This is a genomic window from Pseudomonas sp. Eth.TT006 (assembly GCF_054456575.1).
In genome coordinates this window covers 304,588-322,180 of sequence record NZ_JBTJEN010000003.1, presented here as the reverse complement: position 1 = coordinate 322,180, position 17,593 = coordinate 304,588, and the positions used below count along the sequence as shown (strand labels likewise).

Annotated in this window: 16 protein-coding genes; 11 read left to right on the top strand and 5 right to left on the bottom strand. The window is 60.1% G+C overall.

All coding sequences use genetic code 11. From position 1 onward, the window contains the following. The first annotated feature begins 12 nt into the window (after positions 1-12). The 4 genes from ACXR0M_RS07365 (at position 13) to ACXR0M_RS07350 (ending at position 4,481) form a co-directional block, all read left to right on the top strand. Complete coding sequence (locus ACXR0M_RS07365) at positions 13-1,341, top strand: MFS transporter (protein WP_458831282.1); 1,329 nt, start codon at positions 13-15, stop codon at positions 1,339-1,341. Between the two features lie 111 nt (positions 1,342-1,452). Beyond that, positions 1,453-3,240: a thiamine pyrophosphate-requiring protein gene (locus tag ACXR0M_RS07360; protein ID WP_458831281.1), complete on the top strand. Its 1,788-nt coding sequence runs from the start codon at positions 1,453-1,455 to the stop codon at positions 3,238-3,240. 96 nt (positions 3,241-3,336) lie between these two features. Continuing rightward, a complete protein-coding gene (locus tag ACXR0M_RS07355; RefSeq protein WP_458831377.1) occupies positions 3,337-3,768 on the top strand; it encodes a DNA methylase in 432 nt (143 codons plus the stop codon). After that, positions 3,765-4,481, top strand: a complete 717-nt coding sequence (locus ACXR0M_RS07350; RefSeq protein ID WP_458831280.1) for a DUF72 domain-containing protein — start codon at positions 3,765-3,767, stop codon at positions 4,479-4,481. The genes ACXR0M_RS07355 and ACXR0M_RS07350 overlap by 4 nt, the downstream gene beginning before the upstream one ends. A 47-nt stretch (positions 4,482-4,528) precedes the next feature. Here the strand turns inward: ACXR0M_RS07350 and ACXR0M_RS07345 are convergent, their stop codons facing one another. Beyond that, positions 4,529-5,347, bottom strand: a complete 819-nt coding sequence (locus ACXR0M_RS07345) for an alpha/beta fold hydrolase (RefSeq protein ID WP_458831279.1) — start codon at positions 5,345-5,347, stop codon at positions 4,529-4,531. A gap of 296 nt (positions 5,348-5,643) precedes the next feature. Between ACXR0M_RS07345 and ACXR0M_RS07340 the strand changes: the two genes are divergently transcribed. The 5 genes from ACXR0M_RS07340 to ACXR0M_RS07320 all read left to right on the top strand — a co-directional run bounded on the left by ACXR0M_RS07340 (position 5,644) and on the right by ACXR0M_RS07320 (position 9,455). Then, on the top strand, positions 5,644-6,192 hold the full coding sequence (locus ACXR0M_RS07340; protein ID WP_458831278.1) for a hypothetical protein: 549 nt from the start codon (positions 5,644-5,646) through the stop codon (positions 6,190-6,192). Between the two features lie 47 nt (positions 6,193-6,239). Then, on the top strand, positions 6,240-6,650 hold the full coding sequence (locus ACXR0M_RS07335) for a hypothetical protein (protein ID WP_458831277.1): 411 nt from the start codon (positions 6,240-6,242) through the stop codon (positions 6,648-6,650). 201 nt (positions 6,651-6,851) lie between these two features. After that, positions 6,852-8,558 carry a ShlB/FhaC/HecB family hemolysin secretion/activation protein gene (locus ACXR0M_RS07330; RefSeq protein ID WP_458831276.1) on the top strand — a complete coding sequence of 569 codons (1,707 nt, stop codon included), beginning with the start codon at positions 6,852-6,854 and terminating at the stop codon, positions 8,556-8,558. A gap of 24 nt (positions 8,559-8,582) precedes the next feature. Continuing rightward, positions 8,583-8,876: a hypothetical protein gene (locus ACXR0M_RS07325; RefSeq protein ID WP_458831381.1), complete on the top strand. Its 294-nt coding sequence runs from the start codon at positions 8,583-8,585 to the stop codon at positions 8,874-8,876. A gap of 123 nt (positions 8,877-8,999) precedes the next feature. Continuing rightward, positions 9,000-9,455: an Imm42 family immunity protein gene (locus ACXR0M_RS07320; RefSeq protein WP_458831275.1), complete on the top strand. Its 456-nt coding sequence runs from the start codon at positions 9,000-9,002 to the stop codon at positions 9,453-9,455. A gap of 213 nt (positions 9,456-9,668) precedes the next feature. On the opposite strand, the gene ACXR0M_RS07315 is transcribed toward ACXR0M_RS07320, so the two are convergent. Both ACXR0M_RS07315 and ACXR0M_RS07310 read right to left on the bottom strand, forming a co-directional pair. Continuing rightward, a complete protein-coding gene (locus ACXR0M_RS07315; RefSeq protein WP_458831274.1) occupies positions 9,669-10,712 on the bottom strand; it encodes an LLM class flavin-dependent oxidoreductase in 1,044 nt (347 codons plus the stop codon). A gap of 159 nt (positions 10,713-10,871) precedes the next feature. Continuing rightward, positions 10,872-11,357, bottom strand: coding sequence for a flavin reductase family protein (locus ACXR0M_RS07310; RefSeq protein ID WP_458831273.1), 486 nt, complete (start codon positions 11,355-11,357; stop codon positions 10,872-10,874). 324 nt (positions 11,358-11,681) lie between these two features. Here ACXR0M_RS07310 and ACXR0M_RS07305 point away from each other — a divergent pair, with 324 nt between their 5' ends. Together ACXR0M_RS07305 and ACXR0M_RS07300 are read left to right on the top strand one after the other, a co-directional pair. Further along, on the top strand, positions 11,682-13,103 hold the full coding sequence (locus tag ACXR0M_RS07305) for a purine-cytosine permease family protein (RefSeq protein ID WP_458831272.1): 1,422 nt from the start codon (positions 11,682-11,684) through the stop codon (positions 13,101-13,103). A 304-nt stretch (positions 13,104-13,407) separates the two neighbouring features. Then, positions 13,408-14,508 (top strand): polyamine ABC transporter substrate-binding protein, encoded by a 1,101-nt coding sequence (locus ACXR0M_RS07300; RefSeq protein WP_458831271.1) that lies wholly within the window; start codon positions 13,408-13,410, stop codon positions 14,506-14,508. Positions 14,509-14,634: 126 nt separating this feature from the next. Here the strand turns inward: ACXR0M_RS07300 and ACXR0M_RS07295 are convergent, their stop codons facing one another. Further along, positions 14,635-15,609, bottom strand: a complete 975-nt coding sequence (locus ACXR0M_RS07295) for a TerC family protein (protein WP_458831270.1) — start codon at positions 15,607-15,609, stop codon at positions 14,635-14,637. A 185-nt stretch (positions 15,610-15,794) separates the two neighbouring features. Then, a complete protein-coding gene (locus ACXR0M_RS07290; RefSeq protein WP_458831269.1) occupies positions 15,795-17,507 on the bottom strand; it encodes an amidase in 1,713 nt (570 codons plus the stop codon). Positions 17,508-17,593: the final 86 nt, after the last annotated feature.

Genomic DNA, 17,593 nt, shown 5'->3' with positions numbered 1-17,593 from the left:
CGAGCATTGCACATGGCTACCGAAACTGATCGCAAGAGCGGTTACCCGTCTGCGCTGAGGACGTTTTTCGTCTCCGGCATGGGCACCGCCCTGGAGTTCTATGACTTTGTGATTTACGGCACTGCAGCCGCGCTGGTGTTTCCCAAGGTGTTTTTTCCGCAGATGGAGCCGCTGACCGCGACCCTGGTGGCGTTCGGCGCGTTTGGTGCGGGTTTTTTTGCCAGGCCTCTGGGCGGCATGGTGTTCGGGCATTACGGCGACAAACTCGGCCGGCAGAAAATGCTGGTGATCACGCTGTTGCTGATGGGCCTGAGCACGCTGCTGATCGGCTGCCTGCCGGGCTACGCTACGCTCGGTGCTGGCGCGCCGGTGCTGCTGGTGTTGCTCAGGCTGGTGCAGGGCTTTGCCGCTGGTGGCGAGTGGGGTGGCGCGGCGTTGTTCGGCATCGAGTCGGCGCCGCCCGGAAGACGGGGGCTGTGGGGCAGTTTCACCAGCATGGGCATCGGCATTGGCGGGATTCTCGGTGCCGGGGTATTCGCTATCGTCAGCGTCGCGTCGCATGATGACCTGGCCGGATTCGCCTGGCGCATTCCGTTCTGGCTCGGTGGTGTGCTGGTGTTGATCGGTCTTTATGCGCGCTTGCAGAAACCGCTCGAACAACCCGCCGCACCGCAGTCACCAGTGCGCATGCCGTTGCTCGAGGCGTTGCGTGCAAGACCCAGAGCCATGCTGCTGTGCACCGGCATTGCCTTCGGCTACGTGACCATCGCCTACATCGGCAGCACGTTCTTTCTGTCCTACGCCACGCAGTTGGGTTATGGCAGCACCGACGCGCTGATCTTCGACTTGTCGCTGTCCATCGCCATCGTCATCACCGCACCGTTGTTTGCCTTGCTGTCCGACCGGATCGGTCGCCGCAAGGTGATGGTCCTCGGCGCGCTGATCATGGCCCTCGGCTTTTTCGCGTTCTTCCCGTTGGTCGGCCTCAAGAGCCTGCTGGTTTCCACTGCCGCGTACATCGCCATCGGTGCCTTCATGGGGGCGACGCAAGGTCCGATTCCGGCGTTTCTGGCCGAGCAGTTTCCACGGCAGATGCGTTATTCGGGAATGTCGGCGGCCTATCAGATCGGCGCGGCGCTGGGCGGCGGCACAGCATCCAGTGCGGCCACCGCGATTCTGATCGCCAACAACCACAACGCGTTCGGGGTGGCGGTGTACGGCGCGATGGCGCTGGGCATTGTGGCGCTGTGCTCATTGCTCCTCAAAGAGACGGCGCACCTCAGTCTTGAACAGATCGACGAGGCCGATTGGCCGCAGGCAGCGCCCGCGGTCACTGGCTAGCGCAAAAAACAATCGAAACTTCACCCGCGCCCCGACTGTCCAGACCCTTGTACCGCCCGGCGCAGTTCTTGCCGGGCGGGCTTCATGCATCGGCGACAGGTGGGGAACGAGATGACGACGACAGTGGGAGATTTTCTGGTTGAGCGGCTCAGCCAATGGGGCGTCACGCGGATTTTTGGTTATCCGGGAGACGGCATCAATGGCGTGTTCGGCGCGCTCGCCCGAGCCAATGGCAAAATCGAATTCGTTCAGGCGCGGCATGAGGAAATGGCCGCGTTCATGGCCTCGGCGCACGCCAAGTTCACCGGTGAGCTGGGCGTGTGCATTGCCACATCGGGGCCGGGAGCTTCGCACCTGATCACCGGGCTGTACGACGCGCGCATGGATCACCAGCCGGTGCTGGCGATTGTCGGTCAGCAGGCGCGCACCGCCCTCGGTAGCCATTACCAGCAGGAGCTGGATCTGGTGTCGATGTTCAAGGATGTGGCCGGGGCGTTTGTGCAGCAGGCGTCGGCGCCGTCGCAAGTGCGACATCTGCTCGACCGCGCGGTGCGTACGGCGGTGGGCGAGCGGCGGGTGACCGCTATCATTCTGCCCAATGACTTGCAGGATCTGGAATACCAGCCGCCGGCTCGGGCGCACGGCACCACGCACTCTGGCGTCGGTTATACCAAGCCAAAAGTGCTGCCCTACGAGGCGGATCTGCAACGTGCCGCCGACGTGCTGAACAGTGGCGAAAAAGTCGCGATTCTGGTCGGCGCCGGTGCCTTGCAGGCGACCGATGAGGTGATCGCGATCGCGGAAAAACTCGGTGCCGGGGTCGCCAAGGCACTACTCGGCAAAGCTGCGTTGCCGGACGATTTGCCGTGGGTCACCGGCAGTATCGGCCTGCTCGGCACCGAGCCGAGCTACAAGCTGATGAGCGAGTGCGACACCTTGCTGATGATCGGCTCGGGCTTCCCGTATGCCGAATTTCTGCCCAAGGAAGGCCAGGCGCGCGGCGTGCAGATCGACCTGCAGCCGGACATGCTCAGCCTGCGCTATCCGATGGAGGTCAATCTGGTCGGCGACGCCGCAGAAACCCTCGCCGCGCTGTTGCCGTTGCTCGAACAGAAAACCTCGAACAAGTGGCGCAAAAAGATCGAAGGCTGGCGCGGCAGCTGGGAGAAAACCCTGGAGCGACGTGCGCTGGCCAAAGCCGATCCGGTCAATCCGCAGCGGGTGGTGTACGAGCTGTCACCACGGCTGCCGGAGCAGGCGATCATCACCAGTGACTCGGGTTCCTGCGCCAACTGGTTTGCCCGCGACCTGAAGATCCGTCGCGGCATGCAATGCTCGTTGTCTGGTGGCCTGGCCTCGATGGGCGCGGCGGTGCCGTACGCGATTGCCGCCAAGTTTGCCCATCCCGAGCGCGCGGTGATCGCGCTGGTGGGTGACGGCGCGATGCAGATGAACAACATGGCCGAGCTGATCACCGTCGCCAAATACTGGCGGCAGTGGAAGAGTCCGCAGTGGATCTGCGCGGTGTTCAACAACGAGGACCTGAATCAGGTCACCTGGGAGCAGCGGGTGATGGAGGGCGATCCGAAGTTCGAAGCCTCACAGAGCATCCCTGATGTGCCGTATCACCTGTTCGCCATTTCCATCGGCCTCAAGGGCATTTTCGTCGACCGTGAAGAAGACGTCGCTGCCGCCTGGGAGCAGGCGCTGGCCTCGGAAGTACCGGTGCTGATCGAGTTCAAGACCGACCCCAACGTGCCGCCGTTGCCGCCACACATCAAGCTTGAGCAGGCGAAAAAGTTTGCCACGACGCTGCTCAAGGGCGATCCGGACGAGGCGGGCGTGATCGTGCAAGCCGCCAAACAAGTGCTTGCCAGCGTCCTCCCCGGCAAAAAATAACCTGTAGGAGCTGCCGCAGGCTGCGATCGTTTGATGTTGCTCTGGCATCAGAAGGTCGCCATCCGCGGCCAGTTCTCGATCCGCGAGCGATCAACGATGAGCAAAACCATCAGCGCCCACGACCTGCAGATCAGCCTTGATTCGGCCAACGAGGAAGGCTTGTTCAAATGGCTGCTCGCCAGCTTCCTGATGGGCAAACGGATTCAGGCCGACATTGCCGCCGAGGCCTACCGGGTGATCGCCGAGCGCCATCAACGCGACACGCCGCGCAAACTCGCCAACTGCACACATCGGCAACTGGTCGGCATGCTCGGCGAGGCGCGTTACGTGCGTTACGACGAGACCACGGCCGCGCGTCTGCTGGCGCTGGCGGCGCGGCTCAATGACGAATACGCCGGCAAAATCGGCAACATGCTCAAGGCCAGCGCCGATCGCGCCGAGTTCGAAAAGCGCCTGATGGCATTCGACGGCATTGGCCCGAAGACCGTGGAGATTTTCATGCGCGAAGCGGCGAGGGTGCTTTTTTGATATTTATCGGTTGCGCCGGCTGGAGCCTGGGGCGTGGGTATTGGCCTTTGTTTCCGGAGCAGGGCACGCACCTGCAACGGTATGCCGCGCGCCTCAATTGCGTGGAAATCAACAGCTCGTTCTATCGTCCGCATCGGCGCCAGACTTATGAACGCTGGGCGGATTCGGTGCCGGCGGATTTTCGTTTTTCGGTGAAAGTGCCGAAGCAGATCACCCATGAAATGCGTCTGCAAAACTGTGAGCAGGCGCTGGATGAATTTCTCGGACAATGCGGCGGCCTTGGGGATCGACTCGGCTGTTTGCTGGTGCAACTGCCACCTTCGCTGGCCTTCGAACCGGCAACTGCGCAGGCGTTTTTCCTTGCGTTGCGCCAGCGCTTCGACGGTGATGTGGTGTTTGAGCCACGGCATGAATCGTGGGTGGCGGCGGCGCCAATGCTGCAGACTCACCAGATCGCCCAGGTGGCGGTCGATCCGTCGCGGATCAGTACCGATGCTTCGCCGCAAGGCTGGTCGGGTGTGCGTTATTGGCGGCTGCACGGTTCGCCGCGCATCTATCACAGCGCCTACCCTGAGGAGTATCTGCAGGTGCTGGCTCAGCAGATGAAAGTCGCGGCAGAAGAGGGCACCGCGATCTGGTGCATTTTCGACAACACCGCCAGTGGTGCGGCGTTGGGTAATGCGTTGGCACTGGCGACGTTGCTGGAAGATTGAGGCGGAACCAGGCGCTGACCGGAATTGCCCCCGGTCAGCGCGACGCATCAGCGGTTGAGGAAACCCAACAGGTCTTCGTTCAACGCCTGCGCGTGGGTTACGGCAAAACCGTGGGGCGCGCCGGGGTAGACTTTCAGTTCGGCGCCTTTGATCATCGCCGCCGCCTGCTTGCCAGTGGTTTCGAACGGCACGATCTGGTCGCCATCGCCGTGGATCACCAGCGTCGGCACGTCGACCTTGGCCAGGTCCGGGCGGAAGTCGGTATCGGAGAACGCGGTCACGCAATCCACGGTGCCTTTCAACGAGGCCAGCAGGGCGATGTTCAGGGTTTGCGTGAGCACGCCGTCGGAGACGGTCTGGCCCTGATCGAGGCCGTAGAACGGGGTGGAGAAGTCGGCGATGAACTGCGCGCGATCCTTGAGCAGACCGGCCTTGATCCCCTCGAATACCGAGGTGTCGACACCTTGCGGGTTGTCGGCTTTCTTGCCGAACACCGGTGTCACTGCACCCAGCAGCACCAGCCCGGCAACGCGTTCGGTGCCGTGACGGCCGATGTAACGGCTGACGTCGCCGCCGCCCATGGAGAAGCCGACCAGCGTCACGTCGCGCAGGTCGAGGTGCTGGATCAGTTGCGCAATGTCATCGGCAAAGGTGTCGTAGTCGTAGCCGGTCCACGGCTGATCGGAGCGGCCGAAACCACGGCGGTCAAAGGCAATCGTGCGGTAGCCGCGACTGCTCAGGTATTCCATCTGGTATTCCCACATGTCGGCATCCAGCGGCCAGCCGTGGCTGAACAGCACGGGCTTGCCGCTACCCCAGTCCTTGTAATAGATCTGGGTGCCGTCATCGGTAGTGAATGTGCTCATGGAAACTCCTTGCTTGAATGGGCGTACGGGAGGGTTTTTTAAAGCAGACCTGACTATCCGCGCAATCGGGCGCCGCCACTTGTATGCAAGTGCTGCGCTGTCGGCGTGGACCCTTCAGATAAGCACAGTTGTCAGAAGCAACCAGCGCAATGCAGGGCAGAGCGGCAAGGTTTGGCGTTGAGCGCAGAGAGAACCAGCACAACACATAGATTTGACGTCAAAATGATGGCCATCTAATATCGCGGCGTTATGTTGAGGTCATTCCCGGTCCTGCTGTGCTCAATAGAGATTTTTACGTGAAAAAACGTCTGCTCGTGACGCTGGCCCTGCTGCTCGCTCTGCCTGGCTGCCAGTCCAATGTGCGTAACTCGTCCCCCAGCCTGCTGAAAGACGGCATTCAGTTGCATCAAGACAAGGTCGTGGTGGACGCGCAGCACGCCAAGGTCATCATGAAGTCTTCAGGTGGTACCGCGCCGGTGGAGTTTTCCATCAGACGCGCAGATGATCCCGACCGGCGCATGGAGGTGCTTGGCACCGTGGTGGATTCTGGTCGCGGCAAGGTCTTCGGCTGGATCGCCAACCTCAATGAAGTGGCCAACAGCGCCACGGTCAAACGCTTTCCGCAACTCGAAGCACAAGCTGACCCCGATAAGCCATTCGAGGTTTCGGGTTATTCGCACGGTCGGATGACGGCGGGTATCTACAGCTGCGGGCCGCTGATGAGCACATTCACACCGCAGCGCGGCAAGGTGTATCAAGTAGAGTTCCAGTTCAACGGTGAGCTGTGCGAGCAGCATGTCTACGACGTTACCCAACCCCAGCAGCGCATCCCTGTTGCGGGTTGATCGGGCAACGTGCCGCATTGGATTCGGTTGAAGAAAGGACTTGATACGTGAAACGCAAACTCTCCCTGGCCCTGGTCGTTCTGGCAGCAACCCTGGGTGGTTGCGCCGCCAACAAACCGGGCAACGATCCAGCCTTGGTCGGCGCCTGGAAAGGTGTACGGGCGGAAAACGGCAAATGCCAGTTCCTCTCCTGGAAGAACAACTTGAGACCGGACGGCAGCTTCAGCATCACGTTCTTCCGGGACGCCGGGCAGACTCAGCCGATCCAGACCGAACACGGAACCTGGAAGGCGGCCAATGGCAAAAACGAGTTGCGAACCGTCGGTGTTCCTTTGCCCGATATCTACACCTACACGTTGATCGATGGTGACACGGTGCATTACGTCAACGTGGCGAAAGACCCATCGGGTGATTGTCAGGAGGACTACGCGTTCACTGAGCGCCGTATTCGCGATTGATACCGCTTGGCGAAAGAGGGCGCGTATCCGTTGCAGGCGGATACGCGCCCTTTTTTGTACCCTGCGAAATGCTGATCGCCTGTTGTTCATTCCTTGATACAAACCCGATAAAAGGTTGAAACGATTGTTTGACGTCAAAATGATGGCCATCTAATATCGCGCCACTATTTTGATGTCACTTTTCGTATCGAGGGATCGAACATGTCCTCACCCGCCTTCGCGGCGAGGTTGTGCGTAGCGTTGCTGTGCCTTTCTCCCCTTCAGGTTGCCTTGGCTGCCCCCACCCCCGGTGAAACCGACCTGATCCGCGAGCGCCAGAATCGCCTGCTCGAAGAACAGCAGCGGCGCCTCGAAGAACTCAAGGAATTGCCGGGCAAGGACGCCAAACCGGCGCAACCGGCAGCGCCCACCGATACCCGGTGCTTCCCGATCAAGGACATCGAGCTCAAGGGCGCCGACAGTCTTTCCGAGGGCGAAAAAAACCGCCTGCTCAAACCCTACATCGATCAGTGTCTCGGCGTGCCGCAGCTCAACGAGTTGCTCAAGGTCATCACCGATCACTACATCGAAAAAGGCCTGGTCACCAGTCGCGCCTACCTGCCACAACAGGATCTGTCCGCCGGGCACCTGAAAGTGCTGGTAGTCGAGGGCAAGCTCGAAGGCATGAAGGGCGCCGAGAACAGCAAGCTCTCGGAGCGCGAACTGGCCATGGCCTTTCCGGGCAAGGCCGGCGAGCTGGTCAACCTGCGCGAAATCGAGCAGATGGTCGATCAGCTCAATCGCCTGCCATCCAATCAGGCGAAGATGGAGCTGGCGCCGGGCAAGAACGTCGGCGGAAGCGAAGTACTGGTCACCAATACCCCGCAGAAACCCTGGCGTGCCGGGCTGTCGCGCAGCAACGAAGGCCAGCGCAGCACCGGTGAGCAACAGTGGGGCACCACCTTCGATTGGGACAGTCCGCTGGGTCTGGCCGATCAGTTGAGCCTGCGCGGCGGTCACGATGCGATGACCGACCACCAGCACACCTCCAGCAACGCGATGCTCAATTACAGCCTGCCCTGGGGCTGGTGGAACTTCAGTTACACCTACAGCCAGAGCGACTACCGCTCGCAGATCGCCGCCAACGGCTACAACTTCAAGCAGACCGGCGACAGCGAAAACCATCAGTTGCGCGCCGAGCGGGTGGTCCATCGTGACTCGGTGAGCAAGACCTCGCTCAGCGCCGGCCTGTCGTACCTGCGCAGCAACAACTACATCGAAGACAGCAAGCTCAGGCTGAGCAGCAACCGCATCAGCGAAGCGCAGTTCGGCATCAACCACGGTCGGCGCATCGGCAGCGCCTTCGTCAACCTTGATGCCGGCATGCAGGAAGGCATCGGCGCCTTCGACGCGCAGGGCAGCCACGATCCAGGTCCCGGCGAGCCGGATGCGCGCTACCGCAAATACACCGCAACCCTGAGCTATCTGCAACCGTTCAAGGTCTGGGGCGAGTCCTTCAGCTTCAGCAGCCTGATGACCGGCCAACGCAGCGAAGACGTGCTGTTCAGCCCACAGCGCACCAGCCTCAGCGGCCTGTCGTCGATCCGTGGCTACAAGGATCAGTCGCTGTCCGGCGACAGCGGCGGCTACTGGCGCAACGACCTGCGCTGGTCACGCCCGGTAACCGCCGAGTGGCTGCAACCGGTGTTCGCCGAATACGGCACCAGCCTGGGATATGACCAGGGCGTGATTCGCCATGATCGTTACAACGGCGATCAGCACGGGCGGATGTCAAGCAACTCGCTGGAGCTGTTCGCCCGTGGTCAGCACATGGCCGCCAGCGTGACGTTCGCCCATTCGCTGGAACGCCCGGATGCGCTGACCGAGCGCGAGGCGCCGATCTATTTCCGCCTCGACTTTTTCATCTGAGAACCATTTTTCAAGATCATCGACATGGATGTTCGCCAGTTCGCCTTTCTTGCAGACCAGCCTTCTGCGGCCGTGAAAAACCGTGAGTCCTTCCTGGGCATGCCCAAGCGCGGGCTGGCGTTCCTGCTGGCGAACGTCATGTTCTGGCAGCCGATGTGGGCGCAGGCTGACGGCATCAATGCTAAAGAGAAATTACGGGCACTGGCGAAGGTTGATAACGCTGAATGTCAAAGCTTGCGACTCGTTTGCTGGCGCAAGGGTGATAGTGCTTTAAGAGTGGTTTATTTTACTGGCAAGGATATTCTCCATTTGGAATAACGTCCTGAACTGTTCAAAACTTTTGTTTCAGCCACCGACGGTTTGCTCGGATACGGCATAAATCCATTGGTGGGCCAGTGGTGAACCCACGGAAAATCAGAAAGTACCAGGAGTGAAATTAAATTGATTTACGGCGACCCGTTCCTGTTTTCAATTCAGTTTGATGCAGTAGGCGATTGGACTGACTCAAATTGCTTCTGGATAAACGGTTTGTTTTCGGTATTTGTGGCTGGCGAAAGGCTCCTTGATATTGTGGATGTCATTGAGCTTAAAACGACAGTGAATTTTTACGCAAAAATGAAGTTTGAAGATATAAAAGAGGGCGATTCGGCGATTTCCGCTAAAGAATTATTTGCTTCCGCTCATGGTTATTTTTTTAAAGAGGAGGCGGTGGTTATGGAAGATGTGCAGGATATGACATGCACCTTCCTGGGGGATGCCGGACTGTTTATCTATTTCCAAAAAACCGAACATGCGGACAGATTGGTCTGGAGTAAAGATTTCGGTAATGTTGTCCATGAGGCGTTGCTGCCTCGGGGAGTCGTGTCTGGCGTAATTGGCAGTATTGACGCGTTGTAGGTCTGATTGCGACAAGGCTGATTACTCGTTACCTGATTGGCAATGCCGCAAGGGCAGGATCCGCGACGCAAGCGGCGTTTCAATCTGAAGCCGTCGCGCCGCAGTCGAAAAGCCGCCGCTCAGGGGTAACGTTCCATCGCCGACAAGCGCAAAAAAAGGGGGGAATTCATATCGATGAATTCGCCCCTTTTTATTGCAGCCTCTCAGCGTTTTTCAACGAAACGCCGGCACCACATCCCTGATAAACAATTCCAACGACTTCTTCTTTTCCGCATGCGGCAAACTGTTATCACACCAGAAACTGAACTCATCCACCCCCAGTTCCTGGTAATACTTGATCCGCGGAATGATCTCCTCCGGGGTACCAATCATCGCCGTCTTGTGCAGGCTCTCCAGCTCAAACTCCGGACGCCCGGCAAACTTCTCTTCCGGGCTCGGCGCGAGGAAGCCATTGACCGGGGTTTGCTTGTTGCCAAACCACGCATCGAACGTGCGATAGAAACGGGAGATAGCCTTGGCGCCGACTTTCCAGCCATCGGGGTCGTCAGCGGTGTGCACGTGGGTATGGCGCAGCACCATCAGTTGCGGGCGCGGTACGTCGGGGTTGTTGTCCAGAGCGGTCTGGAATTTGTTTTTCAGGTCGACGACTTCTTCGTCGCCTTTCATCAATGGCGTGACCATCACGTTGCAGCCGTTGGCCACGGCGAAGTTGTGCGAGTCGGGGTCGCGGGCGGCGATCCACATGGGCGGGTTGGGTTTCTGCACCGGTTTTGGCACGCTGGTCGAGGTCGGGAATTTCCAGATGTCGCCGTCGTGGGCGTAGTCGCCTTGCCACAGGGCGCGGACCACCGGGACCATTTCGCGCAGGGCCTGGCCACCGGCGGAGGCGGGCATGCCGCCGGCCATGCGATCGAACTCGACCTGATAGGCGCCGCGCGCCAGGCCGACTTCCATGCGTCCGTTGCTGATCACGTCGAGCAGCGCGCATTCACCGGCAACCCGCAGCGGATGCCAGAACGGCGCGATGATGGTGCCGGCGCCGAGGTGGATGGTGGTGGTTTTGGCGGCGAGGTAGGCCAACAACGGCATCGGGCTTGGCGAGATGGTGTATTCCATGGCGTGGTGTTCGCCAATCCACACGGTGCTGAAACCGCCGGCCTCGGCCATCAGGGTCAATTCGGTCAGGTCTTCGAACAGTTGGCGGTGGCTGACGCTTTCGTCCCAGCGTTCCATGTGGATGAACAGGGAAAATTTCATTTCGCTTCCTCGGATCTTTTATTGTTGAGGCTTCAAAACTGTGTGGGAGGGGGCTTGCTCCCGAAAGCGGTGTGTCAATCGACATCTCTGGTGGCTGGCACATCGCCTTCGGGAGCAAGCCCCCTCCCACAGTGGATTTGTGTGGGGTTGAAGTTTTAATCAGGCCAGAACGGGCAGGGCGCCCATCTTGCCGTGGCAGTACACCAGCGGTCCGTGGTTCTGTTCGGGCACGATCAGATTCTTCACCGCGCCGACCATGATTGCGTGGTCACCGCCTTCGTATTCGCGCCACAACTCACACTCGATGATAGCCGTCGCGTTGGCCAGGATCGGGTTGCCCAGTTCGCTCAAGGTCCACTCGATGCCCTGCGCCTTGTCCTTGCCTTTGCGGGCGAAGGCATAGGCCTCGCTCTGCTGGCCGCCGGACAGTACGTGGATCGCGAAGCGCTTGTTCTTGATCAGCACAGGGTAGGAGTCGGAACTGTAATTGGGGCAGAACAGCACCAGCGCCGGGTCCATCGACAACGAGCTGAAGGCGCTGGCGGTGAGGCCGACGATCTGGCCGTCGTCATCCAGGGTGGTGATGACAGTGACGCCGGACGGAAACGAGCCCATGACTTGTTTGTAGATGGCAGCATCGATCATTGCACGGTCCTCGGGTGTTGTGACGCGATTTTTATGTATTTGTTGGTCTGATGGTATACCAGTATTTTTTCTTTGCAAGGGCTTTTCCGCTGAACCGATAAACGTGGTGCTTTCGTCGGAAACTCAGTATTTATTAGGCTTTAGGCTGGCCTGCAGACCACAGTTTCAGGGACGATGACGGATCAGATGGCGCCGTAAACTGCGGATCAGTCTTGTGAATTGTTTGGAATACCATAATATGGTCTGCATCTGAGGGGCGACCATAGAGTCCTCCCGGTTTGGCTTCATACAACGATAAGAACAGACAAACTCGAGTTCATGCATATGTCCCAGATGTCCCGGCAAGATCCGTTGATCGAGAACCATACGGTCGACTACGTCCCACTCGCGGAACGCCACGGGAAGGCCCGCGACCTTTTCACTTTGTGGTTCAGCACCAACATCGCGCCACTGCCGATCGTCACCGGCGCCATGGTGGTTCAGGTGTTCCATCTCGATTTGTTCTGGGGGCTGCTGGCGATTGCGCTGGGGCACTTGGTCGGTGGGGTGGTGATTGCACTGGCGTCAGCGCAAGGTCCGCGCATGGGCATTCCGCAGATGGTCCAGAGTCGCGGCCAGTTCGGTCGCTATGGTGCGCTGCTGATCGTGTTTTTTGCGGCGCTGATCTACATCGGTTTCTTCATTTCCAACATCGTTCTCGCCGGTAAATCGATTGTCGGTATCGCGCCGTCAGTGCCGGCGCCGCTGAGCATTCTGATCGGTGCATTGGCGGCCACGGCGATTGGCGTGATCGGCTACAACTTCATCCATACGCTCAACCGCATCGGCACCTGGGTGATGGGCAGCGCGCTGCTCGCCGGGTTCATCTACATCTTCGCCCATGACTTGCCGGCGGACTTCCTGACGCGCGGCAGCTTCAACCTGTCCGGCTGGCTGGCGACGGTGTCGCTGGGGATCATCTGGCAGATCAGCTTCTCGCCGTACGTGTCCGACTATTCGCGTTACCTGCCGGCGGGCATTGGTATCGCCAAACCTTTTTGGGCGACGTATCTGGGCGCGACGCTGGGGACGATTCTGTCGTTCAGCTTCGGCTCGGTGGCGGTACTGGCAACGCCCGACGGTACCGAGGCGATGGTCGCGGTCAAGCAGTCCACCGGCTGGCTGGGGCCGATTCTGATGGTGTTGTTCCTGCTCAACATCATCAGCCACAACGCGCTGAATCTGTATGGCGCGGTGCTGTCGATCATCACCTCGATCCAGACCTTTGCCAGTCAGTGGACGCCGAGCATCAAGGTGCGTGTGGTGTTGTCGAGCGTAGTGCTGGCGGGCTGCTGCGTGGTGGCGCTCGGTGCTTCGGCGGATTTCATTTCCCAGTTCATCGGGCTGATTCTGGCGTTGCTGCTGGTGTTGGTGCCGTGGGCGTCGATCAACCTGATCGACTTCTATCTGATCAAGCGCGGCGCGTATGACATCACCTCGATCTTCCGCGCGGACGGCGGTATTTACGGACACTTCAATCTGCACGCGATCATTGCTTACTTCATCGGGATCATCGTGCAGCTGCCGTTCGCCAATACTTCGCTGTACGTCGGGCCGTACGCCAATCTGGTGGAGGGTGCGGACCTGTCGTGGCTATTCGGCCTGGTGGTGACGGTGCCGCTGTATTACTGCCTCGCCACGCGCGGGCAGACGCAAAAGCACTGTGGCGAGGGGATTTATCCCCGATCGGCTGCGAAGCAGTCGTAAGATCAGCGGGCGCGGTTCCCCTTTAGATAGAAGGTGGGCCGCTTCGCAACCCGTCGTGGCAGCGCGACGTTTCGCTGAATCCTCACAAGTGATCCTCACCCATCCTCCGCATTCCAGCGGACATTCAAATTGGCCATTTCGATCCCCTTTTGGCCCATCCCCCACTGTGCCGCAACCGCGCGCTCGGCAAGAATCAAACCATAACGAAACGCTGAACCTGCCTTGCCCTTGGCTACCTTTACAGCCGCTGCCGTGTACAGAACATAAAAACATCGATCTCACGTCGCATTTCGGGGAAACAACCATGGTCACGATGAAACGCATTCTGGGTGCCACCGTGTGTGGGCTGACGCTGCTGGCCAGCGCGGTGCATGCCGAGCAACGCGAACTGCGAGTGTACAACTGGGCGGATTACATCCTGCCGTCAGTGCCCAAGGACTTCGCCGCCAAGACCGGCATCAAAGTCACCTGGGACACCTTCGACACCAACGAATCGCTGGAAGCCAAATTGCTCACCGGCAATTCCGGTTACGACCTGGTGGTGCCGTCGAACCAGTTCCTCGATACGCAGATCAAGGCCGGGGTGTTCCAGAAACTCGACAAGTCGAAGCTGCCGAACTGGAGCCACCAGGATCCGGAGTTGCTGAAACTGCTGGACAAGAATGACCCTGGCAACCAGTACGGCGTGCCCTATATGGTCGGCACTGTGCTGATCGGCTTCAACCCGGCCAAGGTCAAGGCCGCACTGGGCGACAACGCGCCGGTGGACAGCTGGGATCTGGTGTTCAAGCCGGAGAATATGGAAAAACTGAAATCCTGCGGCGTGGCGATGCTCGATTCGCCGTCGGAGATTCTGCCGCTGGCCCTGCATTACCTCGGCCTCGACCCGAACAGTCAGAACCCTGCCGATTATGAAAAAGCCAAGGAACTGATGCTCAAGGTGCGTCCGTACGTGACCTACTTCAACTCGGCCAAGTACATGACAGACATCGCCAACGGCGACATTTGCGTGGCCATTGGTTACTCCGGCAGCTTCTACCAGTTCGGTAACCGCGCCAAAGAGGCGGGCAACGGTGTGGTCGTCGATTGGCGGCTGCCGAAAGAGGGCGCGCCGATCTGGTTCGACACCTTCGCGATTCCGAAGAGCGCGAAGAACGTCACCGAAGCGCATGAGTTCCTCAACAACCTGCTCGATCCGAAAGTGATCGCGCCGATCAGTGACTTCCTCGGTTACCCGAATGCGAACAAGGATTCGCTGCCGTTAATCAACAAGGAAATCACTGGCAACCCGAACCTGACGCCAACCCCTGAAGCGCTGAAAAACCTCTACGTCGTCCAGCCGTTGCCACAAAAGATAGAACGCGTACGCACCCGCGTGTGGACCAGCATCAAATCTGACAAGTAACTGCCGGCCGAATGAAATTCCTGTGGGAGCGGGCTTGCTCGCGAAGGCGTCGTCTCATCCAGCGTCATCGTTGAATGACCCACCGCTTTCGCGAGCAAGCCCACTCCCACAGGTTTATGCAGGGTGTCATTCTGTGCTGCGTTCACTTTCTCTCGTGACCACCAGACTCAACAGCACCGACCCCAGAATCACCCCGCCCACCACCGCCAGCGACCATTCCACCGGCATGTGGAACCATGGCATCACGGTCATCTTGCCGCCGATGAACACCAGCACGATCGCCAGTCCGTACTTGAGCAGATGAAAGCGCTCAGCCATGTCCGCCAGCAGGAAGTACAGCGCCCGCAGGCCCATGATCGCGAAGATGTTCGAGGTGAAGACAATGAACGGGTCGGTGGTGACGGCGAAGATCGCCGGAATGCTGTCGACCGCGAACATCAGGTCGCTGGCCTCGATCAGCACCAGCACCAGAAACATCGGCGTCGCCCAACGCACGCCGTTCTGCAGCACGAAAAAGCGTTCGCCGTGGAAGCCCTGGGTGATCCGCATGTGCCCGCGCACCCAGCGTAGCAATGGGTTGTTGTCGAGGTCCGGCTGCTGCTCGGCGAACAGCAGCATCTTGATCCCGGTGATGATCAAAAACACCCCGAAGGCATACAGCAGCCACTCGAACTGCGACACCAGCCACACCCCGGCGAAGATCATCGCCGCACGCATCACGATCGCCCCGAGTACCCCGTACAGCAACACTCGGCGTTGCAGTTCCGGTGGTACGGCGAAGTAGCTGAAGATCATCACGAAGACAAACATGTTGTCGATCGACAGCGACTGCTCGATCAGATAACCGGTGAGAAACTCCAGGGTCTTGCGCTGGGCGATCTCGGCGCCGAACTCGCCATTCAGGTACCACCAGAGCAATCCGGCAAAGGCCAGCGCCAGCGCACACCAGGCAATCACCCAACACGCGGCCTCGCGCACCGACACCCGATGCGCCTTGCGGCCGCCGAAGACAAACAGATCCAGTGCAAGCATGGCGAGGACGAAAGCGATAAACGCGCCCCACATCCACGGTTCGCCGATATTGAGGTTGGTGCTGGGCATGGCTGGCTCCCCTGGCTTTTATTGAATTAGGGTCAGGCAGGGCCATGCTATCGGCGAATTCGCCGGTAAGAAAAATCGCTTATTTCTGAGGGATAGTTCGGGAATAACGAAGTATCGGGGAAAGAGGGGCCGTTATCGGGCGAGGGAATTGAGACCGTTTCCAGTCCCAATCCCGCCCTGAGTCGTTACTTGCCGGCCGTCAATGGCGGCGTGCGCGGTGGCACCTGACGCTTCGAACCGGTGGCTTCAAACGCCGAGGCCAGGCGCAGCAGGTTCGAGTCATCGTAGGCGCGACCGGCGAAGGTCAGGCCGACCGGCATGCCGATGTCGGCCATGATCCCCATCGGTACGGTGACGGTCGGTACGCCGAGGTGACGGATCGCCAGATTGCCGTTGGCCACCCAGATGCCGTTGCTCCAGGCGATGTCTGCTGATTCCGGATTGATATCGGCATCTGCCGGACCGACGTCGGCATTGGTCGGGAACAGCACCGCGTCGAGTTGCAGCGTGTCCATCCAGTCTTCCAGGTCGAGCTTGCGGGTCTTTTCCAGGCCGCGCAGGCCGTCCGGCAGGGTCGGAATCTGATCCCACGGGGTGATGCCGCGCTCGGCCATGCGTACGTACTCGTCCATGCCGGCGGCCAGGTCGCCTTCACGGTTGGGCAGGGTGCCGGGGTCGTGCGGGAAGATCTTTGGCCCGTCGACATCGGCCAGACGGTTGAGCTTCGGATCGCCGTTGGCGCGCAGGAAATCGTCGAACGCCCAGGCCGACAGGTCCCACAGTTCGTGGTGCAGAAATTCCTTGGAGACGATGCCGCGATTGAACACGGTCGGTGCACCCGGGCGGTCGCCTTCGCAGTTGGAAACCAGCGGGAAATCCACTTCGATGACTTCGGCGCCGGCCGCTTCCAGAGCCGCGCGGGCCTGTTTCCACAAATCGATCACCGATGCGCGGGTGTTGATGCGCTGGCCGGTCGGGCCGCCGATGCCGGGGGCTTCGCTGGTGCCGGCTTCCGGGTCGGCATTGATGTACATCTTCGGGACACCGAGGCGTTTGCCGGCCAGTGCGGCGGGTTTTACTGCCAGTTCAGCGTAGGAGGCCGGGCGCACCGAGGCGACGCTGGGGATCGGCACCCACGGCTGCAGGCGCCACAGATCGCCACGCTTATCGGGGTCTTCGGCCACCACCACGTCGAGCACTTCGAGCAAGTCAGCCATGGTCCGCGCGTAGGGCACGACCACGTCCATGGTCGGTGTCAGCGGCCAGTTGCCGCGCACCGAAATCACCCCGCGCGACGGCGTGTAGGCGCACAGACCATTGTTCGACGCCGGGCCGCGACCGCTCGACCAGGTTTCTTCTGCCAGACCGAACGCCGAGAAGCTCGCGGCGGTGGCGGTGCCGGCGCCGTTGGACGAGCCGGAGGCGAACGGCGCGGTCAGGTAGGCCGCGTTGTACGGGCTCTCGGCCCGGCCATAGACGCCACGCTGCATGCCGCCATTGGCCATCGGCGGCATGTTGGTCTTGCCCAGGCAAATGGCCCCGGCGGCGCGCAGGCGTTCGATGGTGAACGCGTCGCGATGCGCCAGCAGATCGGCAAACGCCGGGCTGCCGGAAGCCGCGGTCAGGCCCTTGACCAGATAGCTGTCCTTGGCGGTGTAGGGGATGCCATCGAGCGGGCCGAGGGTTTCGCCCCTGGCCCGGCGGGCGTCGGACGCCTCCGCCTCTTCCAGGGCTTTGGGGTTGTGCACCACCACCGCGTTCAGTTTTGTGGCGGTGTTCGGGCCATCGTAAGCCGCGATGCGTGCCTGATAGGCCTTGACCAGTTCAACCGCCGTGGTCTGGCCGGACTCAAGCGCCGAGCGCAATTGGGCAATGGAAACTTCAGTGACTTCGATCATGCGGCTACCACCGAATAAAGGTTGTTCAGGTTTATTGTTGAAGACGCGATTGAAAACTCGATAGAGGAAACTCTACCTTGAACTCC

Excerpts from the sequence above, each read along its gene's own strand:
- ACXR0M_RS07315 (WP_458831274.1), bottom strand. The coding sequence starts at position 10,712 with ATGAAATTTTCCCTGTTCATCCACATGGAACGCTGGGACGAAAGCGTC.
- ACXR0M_RS07295 (WP_458831270.1), bottom strand. The coding sequence starts at position 15,609 with ATGCCCAGCACCAACCTCAATATCGGCGAACCGTGGATGTGGGGCGCG.
- ACXR0M_RS07345 (WP_458831279.1), bottom strand. The coding sequence starts at position 5,347 with ATGAGCACATTCACTACCGATGACGGCACCCAGATCTATTACAAGGAC.
- ACXR0M_RS07355 (WP_458831377.1), top strand. The coding sequence starts at position 3,337 with ATGAGCAAAACCATCAGCGCCCACGACCTGCAGATCAGCCTTGATTCG.
- ACXR0M_RS07325 (WP_458831381.1), top strand. The coding sequence starts at position 8,583 with ATGGATGTTCGCCAGTTCGCCTTTCTTGCAGACCAGCCTTCTGCGGCC.
- ACXR0M_RS07305 (WP_458831272.1), top strand. The coding sequence starts at position 11,682 with ATGTCCCAGATGTCCCGGCAAGATCCGTTGATCGAGAACCATACGGTC.
- ACXR0M_RS07290 (WP_458831269.1), bottom strand. The coding sequence starts at position 17,507 with ATGATCGAAGTCACTGAAGTTTCCATTGCCCAATTGCGCTCGGCGCTT.
- ACXR0M_RS07300 (WP_458831271.1), top strand. The coding sequence starts at position 13,408 with ATGGTCACGATGAAACGCATTCTGGGTGCCACCGTGTGTGGGCTGACG.
- ACXR0M_RS07330 (WP_458831276.1), top strand. The coding sequence starts at position 6,852 with ATGTCCTCACCCGCCTTCGCGGCGAGGTTGTGCGTAGCGTTGCTGTGC.
- ACXR0M_RS07360 (WP_458831281.1), top strand. The coding sequence starts at position 1,453 with ATGACGACGACAGTGGGAGATTTTCTGGTTGAGCGGCTCAGCCAATGG.
- ACXR0M_RS07365 (WP_458831282.1), top strand. The coding sequence starts at position 13 with ATGGCTACCGAAACTGATCGCAAGAGCGGTTACCCGTCTGCGCTGAGG.
- ACXR0M_RS07310 (WP_458831273.1), bottom strand. The coding sequence starts at position 11,357 with ATGATCGATGCTGCCATCTACAAACAAGTCATGGGCTCGTTTCCGTCC.